The organism is Vannielia litorea, from assembly GCF_900142295.1.
GTDB lineage: Bacteria > Pseudomonadota > Alphaproteobacteria > Rhodobacterales > Rhodobacteraceae > Vannielia > Vannielia litorea.
Window position 1 is genome coordinate 3,049,311 of the sequence record NZ_FSRL01000001.1, and the last position, 19,137, is coordinate 3,068,447.

Annotated in this window: 18 protein-coding genes; 11 read left to right on the forward strand and 7 right to left on the reverse strand. The window is 66.8% G+C overall.

Translation table 11 applies throughout. The features are described from left to right. The first annotated feature begins 41 nt into the window (after positions 1-41). The 10 genes from BUR94_RS14900 (at position 42) to BUR94_RS14950 (ending at position 9,267) form a co-directional block, all read left to right on the forward strand. Positions 42-605: a NifU family protein gene (locus BUR94_RS14900; RefSeq protein ID WP_074256976.1), complete on the forward strand. Its 564-nt coding sequence runs from the start codon at positions 42-44 to the stop codon at positions 603-605. Positions 606-622: 17 nt separating this feature from the next. After that, on the forward strand, positions 623-1,210 hold the full coding sequence (gene tsaB / locus BUR94_RS14905) for a tRNA (adenosine(37)-N6)-threonylcarbamoyltransferase complex dimerization subunit type 1 TsaB (RefSeq protein ID WP_074256977.1): 588 nt from the start codon (positions 623-625) through the stop codon (positions 1,208-1,210). Further along, positions 1,207-1,617 (forward strand): ribosomal protein S18-alanine N-acetyltransferase, encoded by a 411-nt coding sequence (gene rimI / locus BUR94_RS14910; protein WP_074256978.1) that lies wholly within the window; start codon positions 1,207-1,209, stop codon positions 1,615-1,617. The genes tsaB and rimI overlap by 4 nt, the downstream gene beginning before the upstream one ends. 182 nt (positions 1,618-1,799) lie before the next feature. Then, complete coding sequence (locus BUR94_RS14915; protein WP_074256979.1) at positions 1,800-2,792, forward strand: BMP family lipoprotein; 993 nt, start codon at positions 1,800-1,802, stop codon at positions 2,790-2,792. A gap of 89 nt (positions 2,793-2,881) precedes the next feature. Then, positions 2,882-4,423, forward strand: a complete 1,542-nt coding sequence (locus BUR94_RS14920) for an ABC transporter ATP-binding protein (RefSeq protein WP_074256980.1) — start codon at positions 2,882-2,884, stop codon at positions 4,421-4,423. A 1-nt stretch (position 4,424) separates the two neighbouring features. Beyond that, positions 4,425-5,594 (forward strand): ABC transporter permease, encoded by a 1,170-nt coding sequence (locus BUR94_RS14925; protein WP_074256981.1) that lies wholly within the window; start codon positions 4,425-4,427, stop codon positions 5,592-5,594. Between the two features lie 188 nt (positions 5,595-5,782). Beyond that, entirely contained in the window at positions 5,783-6,760 is a 978-nt protein-coding gene (locus BUR94_RS14935; RefSeq protein ID WP_074256983.1) for an ABC transporter permease, read from the forward strand. After that, complete coding sequence (locus tag BUR94_RS14940) at positions 6,744-7,544, forward strand: purine-nucleoside phosphorylase (protein WP_074256984.1); 801 nt, start codon at positions 6,744-6,746, stop codon at positions 7,542-7,544. Before BUR94_RS14935 ends, BUR94_RS14940 begins: the two co-directional genes overlap by 17 nt. A gap of 53 nt (positions 7,545-7,597) precedes the next feature. Further along, on the forward strand, positions 7,598-8,512 hold the full coding sequence (locus tag BUR94_RS14945) for a sulfite exporter TauE/SafE family protein (RefSeq protein ID WP_074256985.1): 915 nt from the start codon (positions 7,598-7,600) through the stop codon (positions 8,510-8,512). Next, positions 8,512-9,267: a TIGR02186 family protein gene (locus BUR94_RS14950; RefSeq protein ID WP_074256986.1), complete on the forward strand. Its 756-nt coding sequence runs from the start codon at positions 8,512-8,514 to the stop codon at positions 9,265-9,267. Before BUR94_RS14945 ends, BUR94_RS14950 begins: the two co-directional genes overlap by 1 nt. Before the next feature lie 175 nt (positions 9,268-9,442). Here the strand turns inward: BUR94_RS14950 and BUR94_RS14955 are convergent, their stop codons facing one another. The 3 genes from BUR94_RS14955 to BUR94_RS14965 all read right to left on the reverse strand — a co-directional run bounded on the left by BUR94_RS14955 (position 9,443) and on the right by BUR94_RS14965 (position 13,202). Next, on the reverse strand, positions 9,443-11,419 hold the full coding sequence (locus BUR94_RS14955) for a peptidoglycan -binding protein (protein WP_074256987.1): 1,977 nt from the start codon (positions 11,417-11,419) through the stop codon (positions 9,443-9,445). Next, a complete protein-coding gene (locus BUR94_RS14960; protein WP_074256988.1) occupies positions 11,419-12,579 on the reverse strand; it encodes a biopolymer transporter ExbB in 1,161 nt (386 codons plus the stop codon). Before BUR94_RS14960 ends, BUR94_RS14955 begins: the two co-directional genes overlap by 1 nt. A 71-nt stretch (positions 12,580-12,650) precedes the next feature. Then, positions 12,651-13,202 carry a gamma-glutamylcyclotransferase gene (locus tag BUR94_RS14965; RefSeq protein ID WP_074256989.1) on the reverse strand — a complete coding sequence of 184 codons (552 nt, stop codon included), beginning with the start codon at positions 13,200-13,202 and terminating at the stop codon, positions 12,651-12,653. 64 nt (positions 13,203-13,266) lie between these two features. Between BUR94_RS14965 and BUR94_RS14970 the strand changes: the two genes are divergently transcribed. After that, entirely contained in the window at positions 13,267-14,277 is a 1,011-nt protein-coding gene (locus tag BUR94_RS14970; RefSeq protein ID WP_074256990.1) for a DUF2125 domain-containing protein, read from the forward strand. 10 nt (positions 14,278-14,287) lie between these two features. Here the strand turns inward: BUR94_RS14970 and BUR94_RS14975 are convergent, their stop codons facing one another. From BUR94_RS14975 to BUR94_RS14990, 4 genes are read right to left on the reverse strand one after another with little or no spacing between them, the layout of a single operon-like run. After that, positions 14,288-16,012 (reverse strand): SulP family inorganic anion transporter, encoded by a 1,725-nt coding sequence (locus BUR94_RS14975; protein WP_074256991.1) that lies wholly within the window; start codon positions 16,010-16,012, stop codon positions 14,288-14,290. Between the two features lie 53 nt (positions 16,013-16,065). Then, a complete protein-coding gene (locus BUR94_RS14980) occupies positions 16,066-17,739 on the reverse strand; it encodes a bifunctional protein tyrosine phosphatase family protein/NAD(P)/FAD-dependent oxidoreductase (RefSeq protein WP_074256992.1) in 1,674 nt (557 codons plus the stop codon). Between the two features lie 36 nt (positions 17,740-17,775). Further along, positions 17,776-18,660, reverse strand: a complete 885-nt coding sequence (locus BUR94_RS14985) for an MBL fold metallo-hydrolase (RefSeq protein ID WP_074256993.1) — start codon at positions 18,658-18,660, stop codon at positions 17,776-17,778. 27 nt (positions 18,661-18,687) lie between these two features. Beyond that, positions 18,688-19,134 carry a DUF6691 family protein gene (locus tag BUR94_RS14990; RefSeq protein WP_074256994.1) on the reverse strand — a complete coding sequence of 149 codons (447 nt, stop codon included), beginning with the start codon at positions 19,132-19,134 and terminating at the stop codon, positions 18,688-18,690. Positions 19,135-19,137 lie beyond the last annotated feature (3 nt).

The following is a 19,137-nucleotide window of genomic DNA, read 5'->3' on the forward strand; positions in this document are numbered from 1 at the left end:
CGAGGCGCATATATGCCGCAACCCCGAAAGGACTGCGCGCCATGTTCATCCAGACCGAATCCACGCCCAACCCCGCCACCCTCAAGTTCCTGCCCGGGCAGGAGGTGATGGGGGCCGGCACCGCCGATTTCCCCACGCCGGAGGCCGCCTCCGGCTCGCCGCTGGCCCAGCGCATCTTCGCCGTCTCCGGCGTGACCGGCGTGTTCCTCGGCCATGATTTCGTGACCGTCACCAAGGCGGACGGCAACGAGTGGGATCACCTCAAGCCCGCCATCCTCGGCGCGATCATGGAGCACGTGCAATCGGGCGAGCCGGTGCTGGCCTCCGATGCCGCCCCTGCCGCCGCCCATGCGATCCACGAGGGCGAAGACGGCGAGATCGTCGAGCAGATCAAGCAGTTGCTCGACACCCGCGTGCGCCCCGCCGTGGCCCAGGACGGCGGCGACATCACCTTCCACGGTTTCGAGCGCGGCGTCGTCTACCTGCACATGCAGGGCGCCTGCGCCGGCTGCCCTTCCTCCACGCTGACGCTGAAGATGGGCATCGAGCAGCTTCTCCGCCACTACATCCCCGAAGTGACCGAAGTCCGCCCCGTCGCGGCCTGACGCGCTCCGCCAGATCCGTGGCCTCGCCCGAGCCTGCCCTTCTTGCCTTCGACACATCCGGCCCCCACATCGCGGGGGCCGTTCTGCATGGCGCTGTCGTGGTGGCCGAGCGTTTCGAGCCCATGAAGCGCGGGCAGGCCGAAAACCTCATGCCGATCCTCGAGAGCCTGCTCTCGCAGGCGGGCCTCGCCTGGCAGGACCTCACCGCCCTCGGCGTCGGCATCGGGCCCGGCAACTTCACCGGCATCCGCATCTCGGTCTCTGCCGCCCGCGCCCTTGCGCTGGGGCTGGGGATTCCGGCGGTGGGCGTCTCCAGCTTCGAGCTGGCCCGCGAGGCCGAGAGCGGCACCGTCCTGCTCCCCGCCCCGCGCGACATGGCCTATGCCCAGGATTTCGCCGCCGGCGCGCCCTCTGGCCCGCCCCGGCTGGTCGCCCGCACCGGCGATCTGCCCGAGAGCGTTCCGCAGTTGCCGCACCGCCTCGTCACCCGCGCCGCCACGCTCCTGGCCCGCGCGCAGGGACCGGTGCCGCGCCCCGCGCCGCTCTATGTGAAGGCGCCCGATGCCGCGCCCGCACGCGACGCGCCGCCCGAGATCGTCGAATGACCCCCGAGGCGCTGGCGGAGCTGCACGCAACCTGCTTCACCACCCCCCGGCCCTGGCGTGCCGCGGAGTTCGCGGCGCTGCTGGCGCGCGAGAGCGTGTTCCTGGTCGCCGACAAGGCCGGTTTCGCCCTCGGTCAATGCGCCGGGGCCGAGGTGGAGTTGCTCACCCTCGCCGTCGCCCCCTCCGCCCGTCGTGCGGGTCTGGGCCGGGCGCTGATGGACCGCTTCCACGCCGAGGCCAGGGCCCGTGGCGCCAGCACGGCGCTGCTCGAGGTCGCCGCAACCAATGCCCCGGCCCTCGCCCTCTACGCCGCAACCGGCTACAGCGAGATCGGCCGCCGCCGCGCCTATTACCACGCCCCTGACGGCACCCGCGCCGACGCCCTCGTGCTGACCCGCGCCCTCTAGGCCGGGCCAGGCCCCGCCATGCTCCCGCACCCGGGGCGCACCGCCAAGTGACGTTGCGGTGCAGAAAAAGCGGTTGACCGCCTCTTGCACCTGCGGCCTTATTCGTGGGTAATCCATAAACTCCGAAGCCCCTGCGCAGCCGCGCTGCGGGCGCGGAGAATAACCAACGGGAGACCCCAACCATGAAACTCGCGCGCGCTCTTCTCGCCGCCACCGCTTCCGTCGCGCTCAGCGCCGGTGCCGTGCTGGCCGATCCGGCGATCATCTTCGACCTCGGCGGCAAGTTCGACAAATCCTTCAACGAAAGCGCCTTCACCGGGGCCACCAAATGGGCCGAAGAGACCGGCGGCAGCTTCGCCGAGATCGAGATGCAGTCCGAGGCCCAGCGTGAGCAGGCGCTTCGCCGCCTCGCCGAGGATGGCGCCAACCCCATCGTCATGACCGGCTTCGCCTTCTCCACCGTGCTCAGCGAAGTGGCCCCCGACTACCCCGACACCAAGTTCGTCATCATCGACGGCGTGGTCGATGCGCCCAACGTGCGCTCGGTGGTGTTCAAGGAGCAGGAAGGCTCCTACCTGGTCGGCATGCTCGCGGGCATGGCCTCGGAGTCGGGCACCGTGTCCTTCGTCGGCGGCATGGACATCCCGCTGATCCACAAGTTCGCCTGCGGCTACGCCCAGGGCGTGAAGGCCGCCAACCCCGACGCGACCATCATCCAGAACATGACCGGCACCACCCCGGCCGCCTGGAACGACCCGGTCAAGGGCTCGGAGCTGACCAAGGCCCAGATCTCGCAGGGCTCCGACGTGGTCTATGCCGCGGCCGGCGGCACCGGCGTGGGCGTACTGCAAACCGCCGCCGACGAGGGCATCTATTCGATCGGCGTCGACAGCAACCAGAACCACCTGCACCCCGGCTCCGTGCTCACCTCGATGCTCAAGCGCGTCGACGTGGCCGTCTATGACGCCTTCACCGCCGGCGCCGACGGCATCGAGCCCGGCCTCGTGGCCCTCGGCCTCGCCGAAGGCGGCGTCGATTATGCGGTGGACGAAAACAACGCCGAGCTGATCACCGAAGAGATGAAGGCCGCCGTCGAAGAGGCGAAGGCCAAGATCCTCGCCGGCGAGATCGAGGTCCACAACTACGAGACCGACAGCTCCTGCCCGGCGATGTAAGCCGCGTGCACCGCTGAACCAAAAAAGGGGAGGGCCGCGCCGGGAAACCGTCCGCGGCCCTTTCCAAGCCAGAAGACCGGGGGACAATCATGGCCGCAGAACAGGCGCCCGCCATCGAACTCAGAGGCATCTCCAAGGCCTTCGGGCCGGTGCAGGCCAACAAGGACATCTCGCTCTCGGTCAAGCGGGGTGCGATCCACGGGATTATCGGCGAAAACGGCGCCGGCAAGTCCACCCTCATGTCCATCCTCTACGGCTTCTACAAGGCCGACGCCGGCGAGATCCTGATCGGCGGCAAGCCCACCCTCATCCCCGACAGCCAGGCTGCCATCGCCGCCGGCATCGGAATGGTCTTCCAGCACTTCAAGCTGGTGCAGAATTTCACAGTGCTGGAGAACGTGGTTCTCGGCGCCGAAGACGGGGCCCTGCTCGGCCCCTCGCTCGCCAAGGCCCGCAAGGAGCTGACCGCGCTCGCCGCCGAATACGGCCTCAAGATCGACCCCGACGCGGTGATCCAGGATATCGGCGTGGGCATGCAGCAGCGCGTCGAGATCCTCAAGGCGCTCTACCGCCAGGCCGAGATCCTGATCCTCGACGAGCCCACCGGCGTGCTGACCCCCGCCGAGGCCGACCAGCTCTTCCGCATCCTCGAGCGCCTCAAGGCCGAGGGCAAGACGGTGATCCTCATCACCCACAAGCTGCGCGAGATCATGGAGATCACCGATACCGTCTCGGTCATGCGCCGCGGCGAGATGACGGCCACGGTGCAAACCGCCACCACCTCGCCCGAGGAACTGGCCGAGCTGATGGTCGGGCGCAAGGTGCTGCTCCGCGTCGACAAGACGCCCGCAACCCCCGGCGAGACCGTGCTCGAGGTCCGCGACCTCAAGGTCACCGACGACAAGGGCGTGCAAAAGCTGCGCGGGATTTCCTTCGACATTCGCGCCGGCGAGATCCTCGGCATCGCGGGCGTCGCCGGCAACGGCCAGTCCGAGCTGCTCGAGGTTCTGGGCGGCTACTGCAAGGCCACCGGCACCATCCGCATGAACGGCCAGGAGATCGACCTGACCGGATCCAGCTCCGACGGCCAGTCGCGCCGCCGCCGTGGCATCGCCCATGTTCCTGAAGACCGCCACCGCGAGGGCCTGATCCTGAACTTCCAGGCCTGGGAGAACATGGCCTTCGGCTATCACAACGACCCGAAATACCAGAAGAACCGGCTGACGATGGACAACGCCGCCATCCGCGCCGACACCGAAGAGAAGATGGCCCGCTTCGACGTGCGCCCGCCCAACCCGCTGCTGGCGGCCAAGAACTTCTCGGGCGGCAACCAGCAGAAGATCGTCCTCGCCCGCGAGATCGAGCGCAACCCCGACCTGCTCCTGATCGGCCAGCCCACCCGCGGCGTGGACATCGGCGCCATCGAGTTCATCCACCAGCAGATCGTGCGCCTGCGCGACGAGGGCAAGGCCATCCTTCTGGTCTCGGTCGAACTGGACGAAATCATGTCGCTCTCCGACCGGATCGCCGTCATGTTCGACGGGCAGATCATGGGCGAGCGCCTGCCTGCGGAGACCAACGAAAAAGAACTCGGCCTGCTGATGGCCGGCGTGCAGGGGGAGGCCGCCTGACATGGACGTGATGCCGAAATGGGCCGAGGTCTTCCTCGTCCCGCTCATCTCCCTCATCCTCGCCGCCATCCTCTCGGCCGTGGTCATCCTCGCCATCGGGGAGAACCCGATCAAGGCGGTCTCCATCATGGTCGACGGCTCGGTCGGCGGGGTGCGGGGCTGGGGCTATACGCTCTACTACGCCACCAACTTCATCTTCACCGGGCTTTGCGTCTCGGTCGCCTTCCATGCCCGGCTGTTCAACATCGGCGGCGAGGGGCAGGCCATGCTGGGCGGTCTCGGGGTGGCGCTGGTGCTGCTCTACATCCCCTTTCCGCACTGGTCGCTCGCCTTGCTGGCCGCCATGATCGGCGCCGCCGCCTTCGGCGCGCTCTGGGCGATGATCCCGGCGTACCTTCAGGCCGCGCGCGGCAGCCACATCGTCATCACCACGATCATGTTCAACTTCATGGCGGCCGGCCTGTTGAACTACATGCTCTCGAACACCCTCAAGCCGGCCGGCCAGTCCGATCCGGCCTCCGCCAAGTTCGACGCCGCCTATGACCTGCCCACGCTGAACTCGGTGCTGACCGACCTGGGCTTCAATGCGGCCCGCGACGACTCTGTCAACGTCACCTTCCTCGTCGCCATCCTTGCCTGCTTCGCCGTCTGGTTCCTGCTCTGGCGGACCCGGCTGGGCTTTCAGATCCGCGCCTTCGGCCAATCCGAGACCGCGGCAAAGTATGCCGGCATCTCGCCGATCCGGATCACCGTGATCGCCATGATCATCTCCGGCGGCCTGGCCGGCCTGATGGCGGTGAACACCGCAATGGGCGAGCAGGAGCGGCTGGTGCTGAACTCGGTCGAGGGGGCTGGCTTCATCGGAATCGCGGTGGCCCTGATGGGCCGCAACCACCCCTTCGGCGTGTTCCTCGCGGCGCTGCTCTTCGGTTTCCTCTACCAGGGCGGCGCCGAACTGGCGCTCTGGACCTCGATCCCCCGTGAGCTCATCACCGTGATCCAGGCCCTCGTGATCCTCTTCACCGGCGCGCTCGACAACATGGTGCGTGCGCCGCTCGCCAACCTCTTCCTGCACCTGCGCAAGGGCAAGGAGCCCCCGACCACCGCGCCCCCGCCGCCCGGCCCGGCCCGGCCGGACCACTCGCCCGAAGGCACGGTGAAGCAGCCATGAGCGATCTTCTCCCCCTCCCCCCCGGCGTCCCGGCCGCCGCCTCGCCCGGCCCGGCCATCTCCATGCACCGCGGACGCACGACGGCCCCCGCCCGGGCCGCCTGCCCCCGCGCCCGCCGCCCGGTGGACGCCACGCTCGGCGTGCTCTTCTCCCCTTTCGCGTTCACGCTGGCGACTTCGAGGTAACCCATGGACTTTCTGACGATCCTCCAGGTTCTCGACGGCACCATCCGCCTCGCCATCCCGCTGCTTCTGGCCTGCCTCGCCGGGCTGTTCTCCGAACGCGCGGGCATCTTCGACATCGGGCTCGAGGGCAAGATGCTCATGGCCGCCTTCTTCTCTGCGGCGGTCGCCTATACCTCCGGCTCCGCCTGGGTCGGGCTGCTCGCGGGCATCGGCTCCTCCATGGTGCTCTCGGCGGTCCACGGCGTCGCCTCCATCACCTTCCGCGGCAACCAGCTGATCTCCGGCGTCGCGATCAACTTCCTCGCGCTCGGCCTCACCGTGCTCATCGCCCAGGACTGGTTCGGCCAGGGCGGGCGCACCCACTCGCTCTCCGGCGCCGCCCGGTTCGACAACATCGACCTGCCCGGGGCCCTCACCCGCATCCGCGACATCCGTGAGGCCGGCCCGCTCCAGCAGGTCTACTCCGAGCTGATCTCCGGCCACTCGATCCTGGTCTACCTCGGCTTCCTGACCGTTCCGATCACCTGGTGGATCCTCTACCGCACCCGCTTCGGCCTGCGGCTGCGCGCCGTGGGCGAGAACCCCGAAGCGGTCGATACCGCGGGCGTCTCGGTCGTCACGCTCCGCTTCGCCGCCGTGGCGATCTGCGGCCTGCTCTGCGGCATCGCCGGCGCCTACCTCTCCACCGCCATCCAGGCCGGCTTCACCAAGGGCATGACAGCCGACCGCGGCTACATCGCGCTGGCCGCCCTTATCTTCGCCAAGTGGCGGCCGTGGTATGCGCTCTACGCCTGCCTGCTCTTCGGCCTCTTCTTCGCCATCGACAACCGCTTCCAGAACATCACCGTGCTGGGCTTCCAGCTCCCGGTGCAGTTCATGCAGTCGCTGCCCTACATCCTCACGGTGGTGATCCTCGCCGGCTTCGTCGGCAAGGCCATCCCACCCCGCGCCGGAGGCGAACCCTATGTCAAGGAGCGCTGAGCTCGCCGCCAAGATCAAGCTGGATGCGGGCAGCACCCCGCCCAGGCTGGCCCTCATCCTGGGCTCCGGCCTCGGCCACCTCGCGGAGGAGGTCAAGGGGGTGTCCATCGACTACGCCGCGCTCGAGGGCTTTCCCCACGCCGGCGTCTCGGGGCACAACCCCAAGCTGGTCATCGGCACGCTCGAGGGCGTCCGTGTGGCGGTGCTCGGCGGCCGGGCACACTACTACGAGGCCGGCAACCCCGCCGCCATGCGCCTGCCGCTCGAAACCATCAAGGCGCTCGGCTGCGACACGCTTCTGCTCACTAACGCCGCCGGCTCCATGCGCCCCGATATCCCGCCGGGCGACCTGATGCTGCTCTCCGATCACATCAACTTCTCCGGCCTCAATCCGCTCATCGGCGAGCCGTCGGATGCCCGCTTCGTCCCGATGACCGAGGCCTACGACCCGGCGCTCCGCACCGCCCTCAAGGCGGCCGCCAAGGCCCGGAACATTCCGCTCGAAGAGGGCACCTACGCCTGGTACTCCGGCCCCTCCTTCGAAACCCCGGCCGAGATTCGCGCCATCCGCACCCTGGGCGCCGACGCCGTCGGCATGTCCACCGTGCCCGAAGTCATCCTGGCCCGTTTCCTGCACATGCGGGTCGCCGCGATCTCGACCATCACCAACATGGCCGCCGGCATGTCCGACGAGAAGATCAGCCACGAGCATACCAAGGCGATGGCCCCCCTCGGCGCCGCGAAACTCGAAGAGATCCTGCGCGCCTTTCTCAAGACCCTCTGAACGCCGCACTGCGGCACTGGACAGCGCCGCGGCTTTGTCGCACTACGATAGCCATGCAGTTCTACCTCCCCATCGCTGAGGTATCGGTCAACGCCTTCCTGCTCCTCGGCATCGGCGGAGTGGTCGGCATTCTGTCGGGCATGTTCGGGGTCGGCGGCGGGTTTCTGATCACGCCGCTGCTGTTCTTCGTGGGCATCCCGCCCGCCGTGGCCGTGGCCACCTCCGCCAACCAGATCGTCGCCTCCTCCATCTCCGGCGTGCTCGCCCACCTCAGGCGAAAGACGGTGGATATCCGCATGGGGCTGGTGCTGCTGGCAGGCGGCCTCGTCGGCGCGGCCATCGGGGTGCTGATCTTCAACATCCTGCGCCAGGTCGGCCAGGTCGATCTGCTCGTCACTCTCTGCTACGTCATCTTCCTCGGCATCATCGGCGCACTGATGTTCGTCGAGAGCCTGCGCGCCCTGCGCCGCACCCGCGGCGGTGCCCTGCCGCCCCGGCGCAAGCACAACTGGGTGCACAACCTGCCCCTCAAGATGAAATTCCGCACCTCCGGGCTCTACATCTCGGTCATCCCGCCGGTGCTGGTGGGCCTCTCCGTGGGGCTGCTCGCCGCCATCATGGGCGTGGGCGGCGGATTCATCATGGTGCCCGCCATGATCTACCTGCTGGGCATGCCCACCAAGGTCGTCATCGGAACCTCGCTGCTGCAAATCATCTTCGTCACCGCCTTCACCACCCTGCTCCACGCCACCACCAACCAGACGGTCGACATGGTCCTCGCCGTGCTGCTGCTCGTGGGCGGTGTCGTCGGGGCGCAGGTGGGCACCCGGCTGGGCACCATGATGAAGGCCGAGCAGCTCCGCATCGCCCTGGCGGCACTGGTGCTGCTGGTCTGCGGCAAGCTCGCGCTCGACCTCCTGCTCCAGCCCTCCGAGCTGTTCTCCCTCACCCCGCTGAGGCCGGTCTGATGCGCTGGCTCATCGCCCTCTGCCTTCTGGCCCTCCCGGCGCAGGCCGCCGAGGAGGTGGTGGCCGACCTCTCGCAAAGCCGCGTCGGCATCAACGCCACCTTCGACGGCTCCGAGATCCTCATCTTCGGGGCGGTCCGCCGCAACTACCCGGTGTCGCCCGCGGGCGATCTTGGCGTGGTCATCACCATCGCCGGGCCCTCCACCCCCGTGCTCGTCCGCAAGAAGGCCTGGAGAGCCGGCATCTGGGTCAACACGGAGGCGGTCGAGGTCGACCGTGCTCCCAGCTTCTACCAGATCGTCACCACCGGCCCGCTGCGCGAGCTGGTCTCCGCCACCGAAGACCTGCGCCACGGCATCACCATCGACAGGGCAATCCGCTCCGTCGGGGCCCCGGCCACGGTCGGCAACGCGGCCGATTTTTCCGAGGCCCTGATCCGCATCCGCACCGACGAGGGTGCCTATGCGGTGCAGGAGGGCGGCGTCACCATCCAGAAGGACACGCTGTTTCGCGCCAATGTCGCCCTTCCGGCCAACCTGACCGAAGGCAATTACACAACCCGCATCTTCCTCACCCGCGCCGGCGAGGTGGTGTCGAGCCACGCAACCACCATCCACGTCTCCAAGGTCGGTCTCGAGCGGTTCCTCTACGTGCTGGCCCATGAGCAGCCTCTGCTCTACGGCCTATTGTCGCTGGCCATCGCCATCGCGGCGGGCTGGGGTGCCTCCGCCATCTTCCGCTACATCCGGGGGTGAGGCTCCGGCCGACCCGCAGGTCCCACCCGGCAGCGGCGCGGTCCATTAACTTCTGCCGGTATGCGCCACACGCATATGTATGGGTTGTGCATGGGTTGTGCATGGGTTGTGTATCGGTGCTTTTTTACGCTTAACGACACGCCGCGTTGCGGCGCAACACCCACCGGGCGATGCCTTAGCGTTCCGTCAGCTTCAGCTCGATCCGCCGATTCCGCGCCCGCGCTTCCGGCGTGTCTTCGGGGTCGAGAGGCTGGTATTCGCCAAAGCCGTTGGCACTCAGCCGCTCCGGCGGCACGCCGAGGCTCTCGCTCATGAACCGCACCACCGAAAGCGCCCGCGCCTGGCTCAGTTCCCAGTTGTCGGCGAACTCCCCGAAGCCCGAAAGCGGCTGGTTGTCGGTGTGCCCGTCCACCTGGATCACCCAGTCGATCTCGGGCGGGATCTCCGCGGCAAGGGCGCTCAGGATATTCGTAACCTTCTGAATTTCCACACGTCCTTCGTTCGACAACGCGGCCTGTGCTGGCGGAAAGAGCACCTCGGAAGAGAACACGAAACGGTCGCCCTCGATGCGCACGCCCTCGGTGTTTCCGATCACCTCCTTCATCCGCCCGAAGAACTCCGAGCGGTATTGTTCGAGGTCCTTCTGGGCCTCCTCCAGCCGCTTGCGTTCCGCCGCTTCTAGCTCGGCGCGCCGCCGTTCCTCAGCCGCCGCGCGGGCCAGTGCGGCATTCAGCTGCGCGCCCAGCGACTCGATCTGAACGCGCGTTTCCTGGTCCTTCTGCGACGCAGCATCAATGACCCCCTGCAACGCCCCGAGCTGCGCCCGCAAGGCCGCCACCTGCTCGTTCAGCAACGCCAGCTTCCGCTGCCCCTCAGCAGAAGCTACCTCCTTGTTTTCCAACTCTTTATTGGCCTGCGCGAGCAGTGCCTCCTTGCGTTCCGCCTCGGTCAGCGCCGCCTCGGCCCGCCCCTCCGCCGCCAGCTTTGCCGCAAGAGCAGCCGCCAACCGCTCCCGCACCTCCGCGGCATCTCCCACATCCGCCTCGAGCGCATCTCTGACCGCTTTCAGCTCGGCGATTTCTTCCGTTTTTTCAGAGAGTTCGGCCCGTAACGCTGCAACCTCGGCCTCGGCTGCATCGGCCCGCGCAGCCAGCGCATCCCGCGCCGCCTCGGCCTGTCCTCGCGCCGCCCCCAAGGCCTCCAGCTCAGCCCGCGCCGCCGCCAGTTCTCCCGCCAGTCGCGCCGCCTCATCGGCGGCCGAAGCCCCTGATTCTGCTTGAATTTCGAGCCGAGAAACCGCCGCCAGCGCGGCTGCCAGCCGGGCATTCAGGTCCGCTTCGGCGCTTTGCGCCGCAGCAAGCAGGGTCAGGGTCTCCTCCGCCTTCTTCCGCTGGGCCTCAAGCGCCAGGGTCATTGCGGTCAGCTCGGTCTCCGCCCCCTTCAACCTCTCCCTAAGTGCCTGAGCGGCCGCACTTTCTGCCAGCCGCGCCTTCTCTTCTTCGGTGAGCCGTTCCTCCAGCCCCGCCACTTCGCGCGCCGCTTCCACCTTCTCCGCCTGCAGCTCGGCCACCAGGGCCTCAAGCGCCTCACGCCGCGCCGCAGCAAGCCGCGCTGTCTCTACCTGCGAGTCGATCTCCGTCCGCGCCGCGGCAAGTGCCTGTTCAAGCGAGGTTTTCTCCGCCTCCACCGCCGCAAGCTCCTCCGCCAGCGCCGCACCCCGCCCCTGCGCCACATCGCGCTCCGAGATCAAAGCCGCCACCTGAGCCTCGAACCCCGAGATCTTCTGCTGCGCATCCTGCAACGCCTCCTGGCCAGAGGCGATCTGCCCTCGAAGCGAGGCAATCAAGGCCGCCTGCCGCGCGGCGTCCTCCTGCGCCGCGGTCAGCGCCGCGTCCCGGTTCGCTACATCGCCTTGCAACGCCTCCACCCGCGCCCGCTCCAGCCCAAGCGCGTCGGCCAGCGAGGCCAGCTCGGCTCCGAGCTCGTTGAGTTCGCTCTCTTGTCCCGTGATGGTCTCGCGCAGCATGAACTGCACGATCATGAAGATCGACAGCACGAACATCAGCACCAACAGCAGGGCCGTCATCGCGTCCACGAAGCCCGGCCAGATCGAGGCCGAGAACCTCTGTCCGCTGCGCCGGGCAAGAGCCATCAGCCGGGCCTCCGCGTGGCGTCGCGGATGACGCGGGTCAGGGCCGTGATATCCGCGCGCAGGCCAGCCACGCTCTCCTGCCGGCCCGCTGCAATATCTTCATGTATCGCAAGCAGTTGCGTGTCGATCGAGCGCAGGCGCATCCGGCTTTCGGCGTCCACGCTGCCGTCGCCGGTGGTCATTCCGTCGAGCTTGTTCAGCAACGCCTCGTTGGCCTCGGCAATCCGCAACAGCAGCGGGTCGGGCGCGCGTTCCTCGGCAAGGGTCCCGGCGAGCCTTTCGACCGATTGCGCCACATCACCCATCCGTTCCTCCAGCAGGGCGCGCGACACATCGGACTGGGTGAACATCTCCCGCATCGCTTCCATCTGTTCGGACATGTGATCAAGGATGCCCGCCACCGAAGAGGGCTCCGAGGTTTCGCCATCCGCCCCGGCAAAGGCAACACGGGTGATGGAGGAGAGCCATTCTTCCAGCTCGCGGTAGAACCGGTTCTGCCCATGCGACGCGAAGAGTTCCAGCAAGCCGACGATCAGCGATCCGGCGAGGCCCAACAGCGATGAACCAAAGGCCGTGCCCATGCCGCCAAGCTGTGCCTCCAGCCCGCCCATCAGGCGCGCAAACACCTCGACCCCGCCCTCGCCGTCCTGCGGGGCCAGAGAGCGGATGGTTTCAACCACCGCCGGAACGGTCGTTGCGAGCCCGTAGAACGTGCCAAGAAGGCCGAGGAAAATCAGCAGGTTGACGAGGTAGCGCGTGATGTCCCGCAGTTCCTCGATCCGCGTGGCAACCGATTCGAGGATCGAACGTGACGAGGAGGCAGAGATCTGCATCCGCCCGCGCCGCGACCGCAAGAGCGCAGCGAGAGGCGCCAGCAGGCGCGGCACCTTGGGCCCCACCTCGCGCTCCAGAGCAAAGTCCTCCAGCCAAGCGACCGAGCGCACGAGTTGGTAGACCTGCCAGAAGCAGGTGAGCACGCCGACCACGAAGACCAGCCCGATCGTCCCGTTGAGCCAGAGGTTCGCCAGGATGACCGGCATCACCGTGGGCAGCAGCAGGTAACTCCCGACGCCCACCAGACCGAGCACGATAAGCATCTGCACCACCTGGCGCACCGGTTGGGAGAAATGTGGCTCTGTCTCGGCCTCTGAAAAGCTCATGCGGGGTTGGCGCCCTGTGTTTGTTGGCGGCAGGATAGGGGGGCCATCCTGCCTTGCCAATCACAAAGGCCTCACGCCTCGTTGCGCAACCGCGCGGCCAGCCACGCGAGGTCAGGGTCGGCGATTCCGAGTTCGACGAGGTGGTCGGCCGTATTGAAGAGATACTCGGTGTTCGGCCCCCGCCCACCGTGCGCATTGGCGATGATCTCGGCCTGCTCTTCGAGGCTCAGAGTGCCGCGATACTGCACGTGATCGCGATCCACCACGTAGGCCAGGGCGCTGAAGGGTTTTTCGGTGGCATCCCGCAGGGTCACCACCGCCTCGTAATAGGCCGAAGAGATCAGCTCGCGCTCGCGCAACGCGGCCAGCACCTCCGGCTCCTGCCCCGGCACCACCCTCAGGGCAACGCCTTGGCAGGCAGCGCCGGCTGCGGCATCGAGTGCCAGCACGAGGCCCGGCTTCTCTTCCGTTCCACGATGGTGAATCGAGGCCATGCAGAACGCACGATGATAGCCGTCGAGCCGCGCCAGCCGCTGTTCGGCCACCTCGAACCCGGGATTCCACAGCAGGCTGCCATAGCCGAACACCCAAAGCGGGCTGGGCAATTCGCTGTCAGGTATCATCTGCCTCGCCTTTCCATCTTCGGCCCGGTAAACCAGATCGCGTTCAAGACCGAAAGGGGCATGGATGCTGCGCCGGATGATCGTGCTGGTCCTCGTGGCCGTGCTGGCTTGGGGCGGATACTGGGCGGTTGGAGCCTGGGCGCTGGAGAAGGCCGTGCGCGGCTGGCTCGAGGAGCGGCGCGCCGAGGGGTGGCAGGCCGAGGCCGAAGCCGTGGTGGTCCGGGGCTTTCCCAACCGGTTCGACCTTGAGCTCGGAGGCCTGCAATTGGCCGATCCGGCCACCGGCTGGGCCTGGACAGCGCCGTTTTTCCAGAGCCTTGCGCTGAGCTACAAACCCTACCACGTCATTGCCGTCTGGCCGGACAGCCAGAGCCTGCAAACCCCCTTCGAGCGGCTCGAGATCACCTCCGAACGGCTGCGCGGCAGCCTCATGCTCACCCCCACCACCCTTGCGCTCAAACGGTCGAGCTTCGAGCTGGACGGGATCGAGGTCACCTCTGACGCCGGCTGGGCGAGCCGCCTTACGGAGGGGCGGCTGGCCACGCGGACCCTGCCCGAGGATTTTCCCGACCCGACCTTGCATCAGATCAGCTTCTCCGCCCGCGCCTGGCAGGTGCCCTCGCGCCTGCTGTCCGAGTTGAACGCAGCAGATATGCTGCCCGACACGCTCGACAGCGTCACCGCCGATGTGACCATCCGCTTTTCCGCGCCCTGGGACCGCTACGCGATCGAGCGCAGTCGCCCCCAGCCACGCCGGGTCGAAATCAGACTGGCCGAAGCCAAGTGGGGCCAGATGGAGCTGAAGCTGGCAGGCAGCTTTGACGTCGATGACGCCGGGGTGCCCGAAGGCGCGGTAATGGTAAAGGCGACCAACTGGCGCGAGATTCTCGCGGTTGGCGTCGCGTCCGGCGTGGTCCCCGCGGATTGGGAGGGCACGATCACAACTGCGCTCGAACTGGCAAGCCAACTGGCCGGCAGCCCCAGGACGCTGGACATTCCGCTCAACTTCAAGAACGGGCAAACCCGGATCGGCCCGGCACCTATCGGCCCAGCCCCGGTGTTTCTGCTCCGCTGAGGATTCGCCGTCAGACCGCTTGCGCCCGTGTAGCCAGCGCCCGGTAGGCATCGTATTGCGCCAGGTAGAGGTTGCCGGAAAGCTCCTCGAAGAAATGCGTGCGCCCGAGCCGGTCGGTCACCGGGCCCTTCACCTCCGACATGTGCAGCCGCACGTCGAGGTCCTTCAGGCGCCGGTTCAACGCTTCCAGAGATTCAAGCGCAGAGAGGTCGATCTCGTTGACCGCCGAACACATGAGCACCACGTCCCGCAGCTCTGGCCGCTTGAGCACCCGGTCCAAAACGTAGTCCTCGAGGAAACGCGCATTGGCAAAATAGAGGCTCTCGTCGATGCGGATGGTCAGCAGGGTCGGTGAGGTCTCGACCATGTGGCGCAGGACGTTCCTGAAGTGATGCGTGCCCGGCACGAGCCCCACCTCGGCGATGTGGGGCTTGGACGTGCGGTTGAGGAAGAGCCCGATGGAGATCAGAACGCCGGCCGTCACACCGGTTTCCACGCCGAAGCCGAGGGTCAGCAGGATAGTGGCGAGAACGGCGGCAAAATCGGCCCGGTTGTAGATCCAGGAGGTTTTCAGCACCGAGAAGTCGACAAGCGACAGCACGGCCACGATGATGGTGGCAGCGAGCGTTGCATTGGGCAGGTAGTAGATCAGGGGGGTGAGGGCCAAGGCAGCGATGGCAAGGCCAATGGCGGTATAGGCGCCGGCCGCGGGGGTTTCTGCACCGGCATCGAAGTTCACGACCGAACGGGCAAAACCACCGGTCACAGGGTAACCGCCGGTGAAGGCAGCGCCGAGGTTGGCGGCACCCAGGCCCACCAACTCCTGATCGGGGTCGATTCTCTGGCGCTTCTTCGCCGCAAGGGTCTGGGCGACCGAGATGGATTCGACAAAACCGATGACAGAGATCAGCAAGGCCGGAACGAAGAGTGCCGACACGAGGCTCGGAGAGAGATCGGGCAGCGTGAGGGGCGGCAGCGATTGCGGCACGGTGCCGACGATGGCCACGCCGCGACTGTCGAGCGCGAAGGCCCAGGTGGCCAGCGTGGTTGCCACCACTGCCGCCACCGGCCCGGCCTTGGTCGCGATGTCCGCCATCCGGGGTTTCAGCCCGGCTCGCAGCAGCGCAGGCTTGAGGCCCTTGCGCACCCAGAACAGGAAGGCCGTTGCCGCGACCCCGATCACCAGTGTGATGGGGTTCACCTGATCGAGTTGCGAACCGAGGGCGCCGATCATCTCGACGAGGTTGTGTCCGCCACCCGGCACCCCCAGCACATGCTTCAGCTGCGACGTGGCGATCAGGATGCCCGACGCCGTGATGAACCCGGCAATGACCGGATGCGAAAGAAAATTGGCGAGAAACCCGAGGCGAAAGACGCCCATCAGCAGAAGGATCCCTCCCGACAGGAACGCCAGCGTCAGTGCGGCCACGGCATAGCCGGCAGTTCCCTGCTCGGCGACCTGCCCGATGGTGGCTGCCGTCATGAGAGAGACCACCGCCACCGGCCCCACGGCCAGCGCCCGCGACGTCCCGAAGATGGCGTAGAGCATAATCGGCGCGATCGAGGCGTAGATCCCGGCCTCCGGTGGCAGCCCCGCAAGCATTGCGTAGGCGAGCGACTGGGGGATGAGCATGATCGTGACGATCACCGCCGCGATCAGGTCATTCGAGAGCGTGTCCCGCGAGTAGTCCCGACCCCAGTCGAAGACCGGCATGTATTTCTTCAGGAGCCACATGGGCTTCATCTTTCTTCGGGGGCCCGAGCCGCGCGGCGCGGGCCCTGTTTGGGTCAGCTTGCCGTGACCTTCTCGGGGTGCACCATCCACTCGCGGCCGCGCAGCATCGCCTTCCAGTAGACCGGCGGCAGCACCTTCTCCTTCAGCAGCCATGCGGCGCGGGTTGGCTTGGTGCCGTCGATCATCCATGTCGGGAATGACGGCAGCAGCGCGCCGCCGTAACCGAACTCGGCCAGCACGATCTTTCCGCGCTCCACCGTAAGCGGGCAGGAGCCGTAGCCGTTGTAGACGACCGAGGGCGAGCGTCCGTCGATGTCGTCGGCGAGGTTCTGAGCCACGATGGCCGCCTGAACGCGAGCGGCCGCAGCGGTCTTTGCGTTGGGCGCGTTCATCACGTCGCCCAGCGACCAGATGTTCTCGTAGTCCTTGTGGCGAAGCGTCGACTGGTCAACATCCACCCATCCCGCCGCATCGGCCAGAGGCGAGACGCGGATGAAGTCCGGCGCGACCTGCGGCGGGCAGACGTGGATCATGTCGAACTCTTCCGTGACCTCCACCGGCTCTTCATCCGGCCGGGTCACGGAGAAGGTCGCGGTCCTGGCCTCACCGTCGATACTCTTGAGATTGTGGAAAAAGTTCAGGTTGGCCTTGTAGCGCTCGACGTAGCTCATCAGCGCGGGCACGTAATCCTTGACGCCGAAGAGCACGCCGCCGGCATTCATGAAGTCGATCCTGATGTCACTCAGCATGCCCGCACGCTCCCAGGCGTTGGCCGAGAGATACAGGGCCTTCTGGGGTGCACCTGCGCATTTGATCGGCATCGGCGGTTGCGTGAAGATCGCGCGGCCCTTCTTCAGGCCTTGCACGAGCTTCCATGTATAAGGCGCCAGATCGTAGCGGTAGTTCGAGGTCACCCCGTTGCGGCCAAGGGTGTCTTCCAGCCCTTTGATCTTGTCCCAGGCCAGCTTGAGGCCGGGGCAGACCACGAGGCGTGTGTATTTGATCACCCGACAACCGTCGAGCACCACGGCATTGTCCTTGGGCTCGAAGGCGGCCACCGCAGACTTGATCCAGTGCACGCCGCGCGGGATCAGGCTGCCCATGGTCTTGGCTGTTTCCGAGGCGTCGAAGATACCGCCCCCCACCATCGTCCAGCCCGGCTGGTAGTAGTGGATGTCGGCGGGGTCGATCACCGCGATCTCGAGGTCCGGCTTTCGGGCCTTCAGCGAGGAGGCAGTTGCAATGCCCGCTGCGCCCGCGCCGACGATCACCACGTCATAGCTTGCATCGGTCACATCCGTCGGCGTCTTGCCTCCGTTGGCGATGCGGCGCGCCACACCGTTCATGTCGTATCCTGCCGCCTTTGTCGCGGCGAGAATTTCCGGGAGCGGCCGGGTCTTGGCCTGTGAAAGAGACCAGAGCGTGGCCGAGCGTGTGCCGGTGCGGCAGAAGGCCAGCGTAGGGGCTGGCAACTCGGCGAGTGCCTCACCGAACTGCGCCGCCGTTTCGTCGCTGACCATGCCGGGCGTCACCGGCAGGTGCCGGAACTTCAGGCCGGCCTTTTTGGCGGCTGCTGCAAGCTCCTCGTGCCCCGGCTGGTCGGCACCCTCGGCATCGGGTCGGTTGCAGATGATGGAGCGATAGCCTGCAGCCGCGATCTCGGGGACCTCGGCGGGCAGGATCTGCGGCGACACCGCGAACGTGCCGGTGATCTTCCTGATGTCCATCAACTTTCTCCCGATTGTTCGTGGTGCGGCCCTGGTTCAGAGCCCGTTCAGCGGAACCTTCAGCATCGGTTTTCCGTCCTTGTCGGTCGGGATCTCGCCGGCGCGCATGTTCACCTGGAGCGACGGAATGATGAGCTTGGGCATGTCGAGCGTTGCGTCGCGCTCGGTGCGGAACTTGATGAAATCCGCGCGCGTCTTGCCGGCGCCGACATGGATGTTGTTGGCCTTCTCCTCGGCAACGGTGGTTTCCCACTGGATGTCGCGCCCGTTGGGGCCGTAGTCGTGGCACATGAAGAGGCGCATCTCGTCGGGCAGGGCCAGAACCTTCATGATGCTGTCGTAGAGCACGCCCGCGTCGCCGCCCGGAAAGTCCGCGCGCGCAGAACCGCCATCCGGCATGAAGAGTGTGTCGCCCACAAAGGCCGCATTGCCGATCACATGGGTCATGCAGGCCGGGGTATGGCCGGGCGTGTAGAGCGCCACAGCCTTCATGCCGCCGATCTCGTAGGTGTCTCCTTCGGAGAACAGGGCATCGAACTGCGAGCCGTCGCGCTGAAACTCGGTGCCCTCGTTGAAGACCTTTCCGAACGTCTCCTGTACGGTGGTGATATGCTCCCCGATCCCGATCTTGCCGCCCAGCTTCTGCTGGATGTAGGGCGCGGCCGAGAGGTGATCGGCGTGGACGTGGGTCTCGATCAGCCAGTCAACCGTCAGCCCGTGCTCCTGCACGTAGGCGATGATCTCGTCGGCATTCTCATAGGCGATCCGGCCTGCCGCGTAGTCGATGTCCATCACGCTGTCGATGATGGCGCAATGCGTGCTTTCGGGATCCTTCACCACGTAGGAGATCGTGTTGGTGGCCTCGTCGAAGAAGGCCTGAACCTCGGGGGTAACGGTCATGTCGATCGGGTAGTCGCTCATGGGAGCCTCCAGTCTGTGCAGCGGGGGTCAGGCCCGCGCCGCCTCGGGTTTCTTTCGTGCAGTTGCCTTCTGCATCGTCTTGGCCAGCAGGATGCCTGCGATAAGGGCCGCAACAAAAACGATCACGTCGATCCTGCCCGTACCCAGAGCCGGGAGGGCGCCGCCGGGGCAGAAGCCCGCGATGCCCCACCCCACACCAAAGACCAGCGAGCCGCCGATCAGCCGCGCATCGATCTGCCGGGTGCCAGGCAGGTTGAAGCTCGCGCCCCAAACCGGTGCCGGCCGGCGCAACACGACGCGGTAGCCGATGAATGTCGCCAACAGCGCGCCGCCCATCACGAAGGCCAGGCTTGGATCCCATGTGCCAGCCACGTCGAAGAAGTTGATTACCTTGGCCGGGTTCGCCATCCCCGAGATCGAGATGCCGAGGCCGAAGACGAGGCCGATGAGATAGATCAGGATGTGCTTTTTCATGGC

Bases quoted from the DNA above. Each gene is read 5' to 3' on its own strand.
- BUR94_RS14900 (WP_074256976.1), top strand. From the start codon at position 42: ATGTTCATCCAGACCGAATCCACGCCCAACCCCGCCACCCTCAAGTTC.
- rimI (WP_074256978.1), top strand. From the start codon at position 1,207: ATGACCCCCGAGGCGCTGGCGGAGCTGCACGCAACCTGCTTCACCACC.
- BUR94_RS14915 (WP_074256979.1), top strand. From the start codon at position 1,800: ATGAAACTCGCGCGCGCTCTTCTCGCCGCCACCGCTTCCGTCGCGCTC.
- BUR94_RS14920 (WP_074256980.1), top strand. From the start codon at position 2,882: ATGGCCGCAGAACAGGCGCCCGCCATCGAACTCAGAGGCATCTCCAAG.
- BUR94_RS14925 (WP_074256981.1), top strand. From the start codon at position 4,425: ATGGACGTGATGCCGAAATGGGCCGAGGTCTTCCTCGTCCCGCTCATC.
- BUR94_RS14935 (WP_074256983.1), top strand. From the start codon at position 5,783: ATGGACTTTCTGACGATCCTCCAGGTTCTCGACGGCACCATCCGCCTC.
- BUR94_RS14940 (WP_074256984.1), top strand. From the start codon at position 6,744: ATGTCAAGGAGCGCTGAGCTCGCCGCCAAGATCAAGCTGGATGCGGGC.
- BUR94_RS14945 (WP_074256985.1), top strand. From the start codon at position 7,598: ATGCAGTTCTACCTCCCCATCGCTGAGGTATCGGTCAACGCCTTCCTG.
- BUR94_RS14950 (WP_074256986.1), top strand. From the start codon at position 8,512: ATGCGCTGGCTCATCGCCCTCTGCCTTCTGGCCCTCCCGGCGCAGGCC.
- BUR94_RS14955 (WP_074256987.1), bottom strand. From the start codon at position 11,419: ATGGCTCTTGCCCGGCGCAGCGGACAGAGGTTCTCGGCCTCGATCTGG.
- BUR94_RS14960 (WP_074256988.1), bottom strand. From the start codon at position 12,579: ATGAGCTTTTCAGAGGCCGAGACAGAGCCACATTTCTCCCAACCGGTG.
- BUR94_RS14965 (WP_074256989.1), bottom strand. From the start codon at position 13,202: ATGATACCTGACAGCGAATTGCCCAGCCCGCTTTGGGTGTTCGGCTAT.
- BUR94_RS14970 (WP_074256990.1), top strand. From the start codon at position 13,267: ATGCTGCGCCGGATGATCGTGCTGGTCCTCGTGGCCGTGCTGGCTTGG.
- BUR94_RS14975 (WP_074256991.1), bottom strand. From the start codon at position 16,012: ATGTGGCTCCTGAAGAAATACATGCCGGTCTTCGACTGGGGTCGGGAC.
- BUR94_RS14980 (WP_074256992.1), bottom strand. From the start codon at position 17,739: ATGGACATCAGGAAGATCACCGGCACGTTCGCGGTGTCGCCGCAGATC.
- BUR94_RS14985 (WP_074256993.1), bottom strand. From the start codon at position 18,660: ATGAGCGACTACCCGATCGACATGACCGTTACCCCCGAGGTTCAGGCC.
- BUR94_RS14990 (WP_074256994.1), bottom strand. From the start codon at position 19,134: ATGAAAAAGCACATCCTGATCTATCTCATCGGCCTCGTCTTCGGCCTC.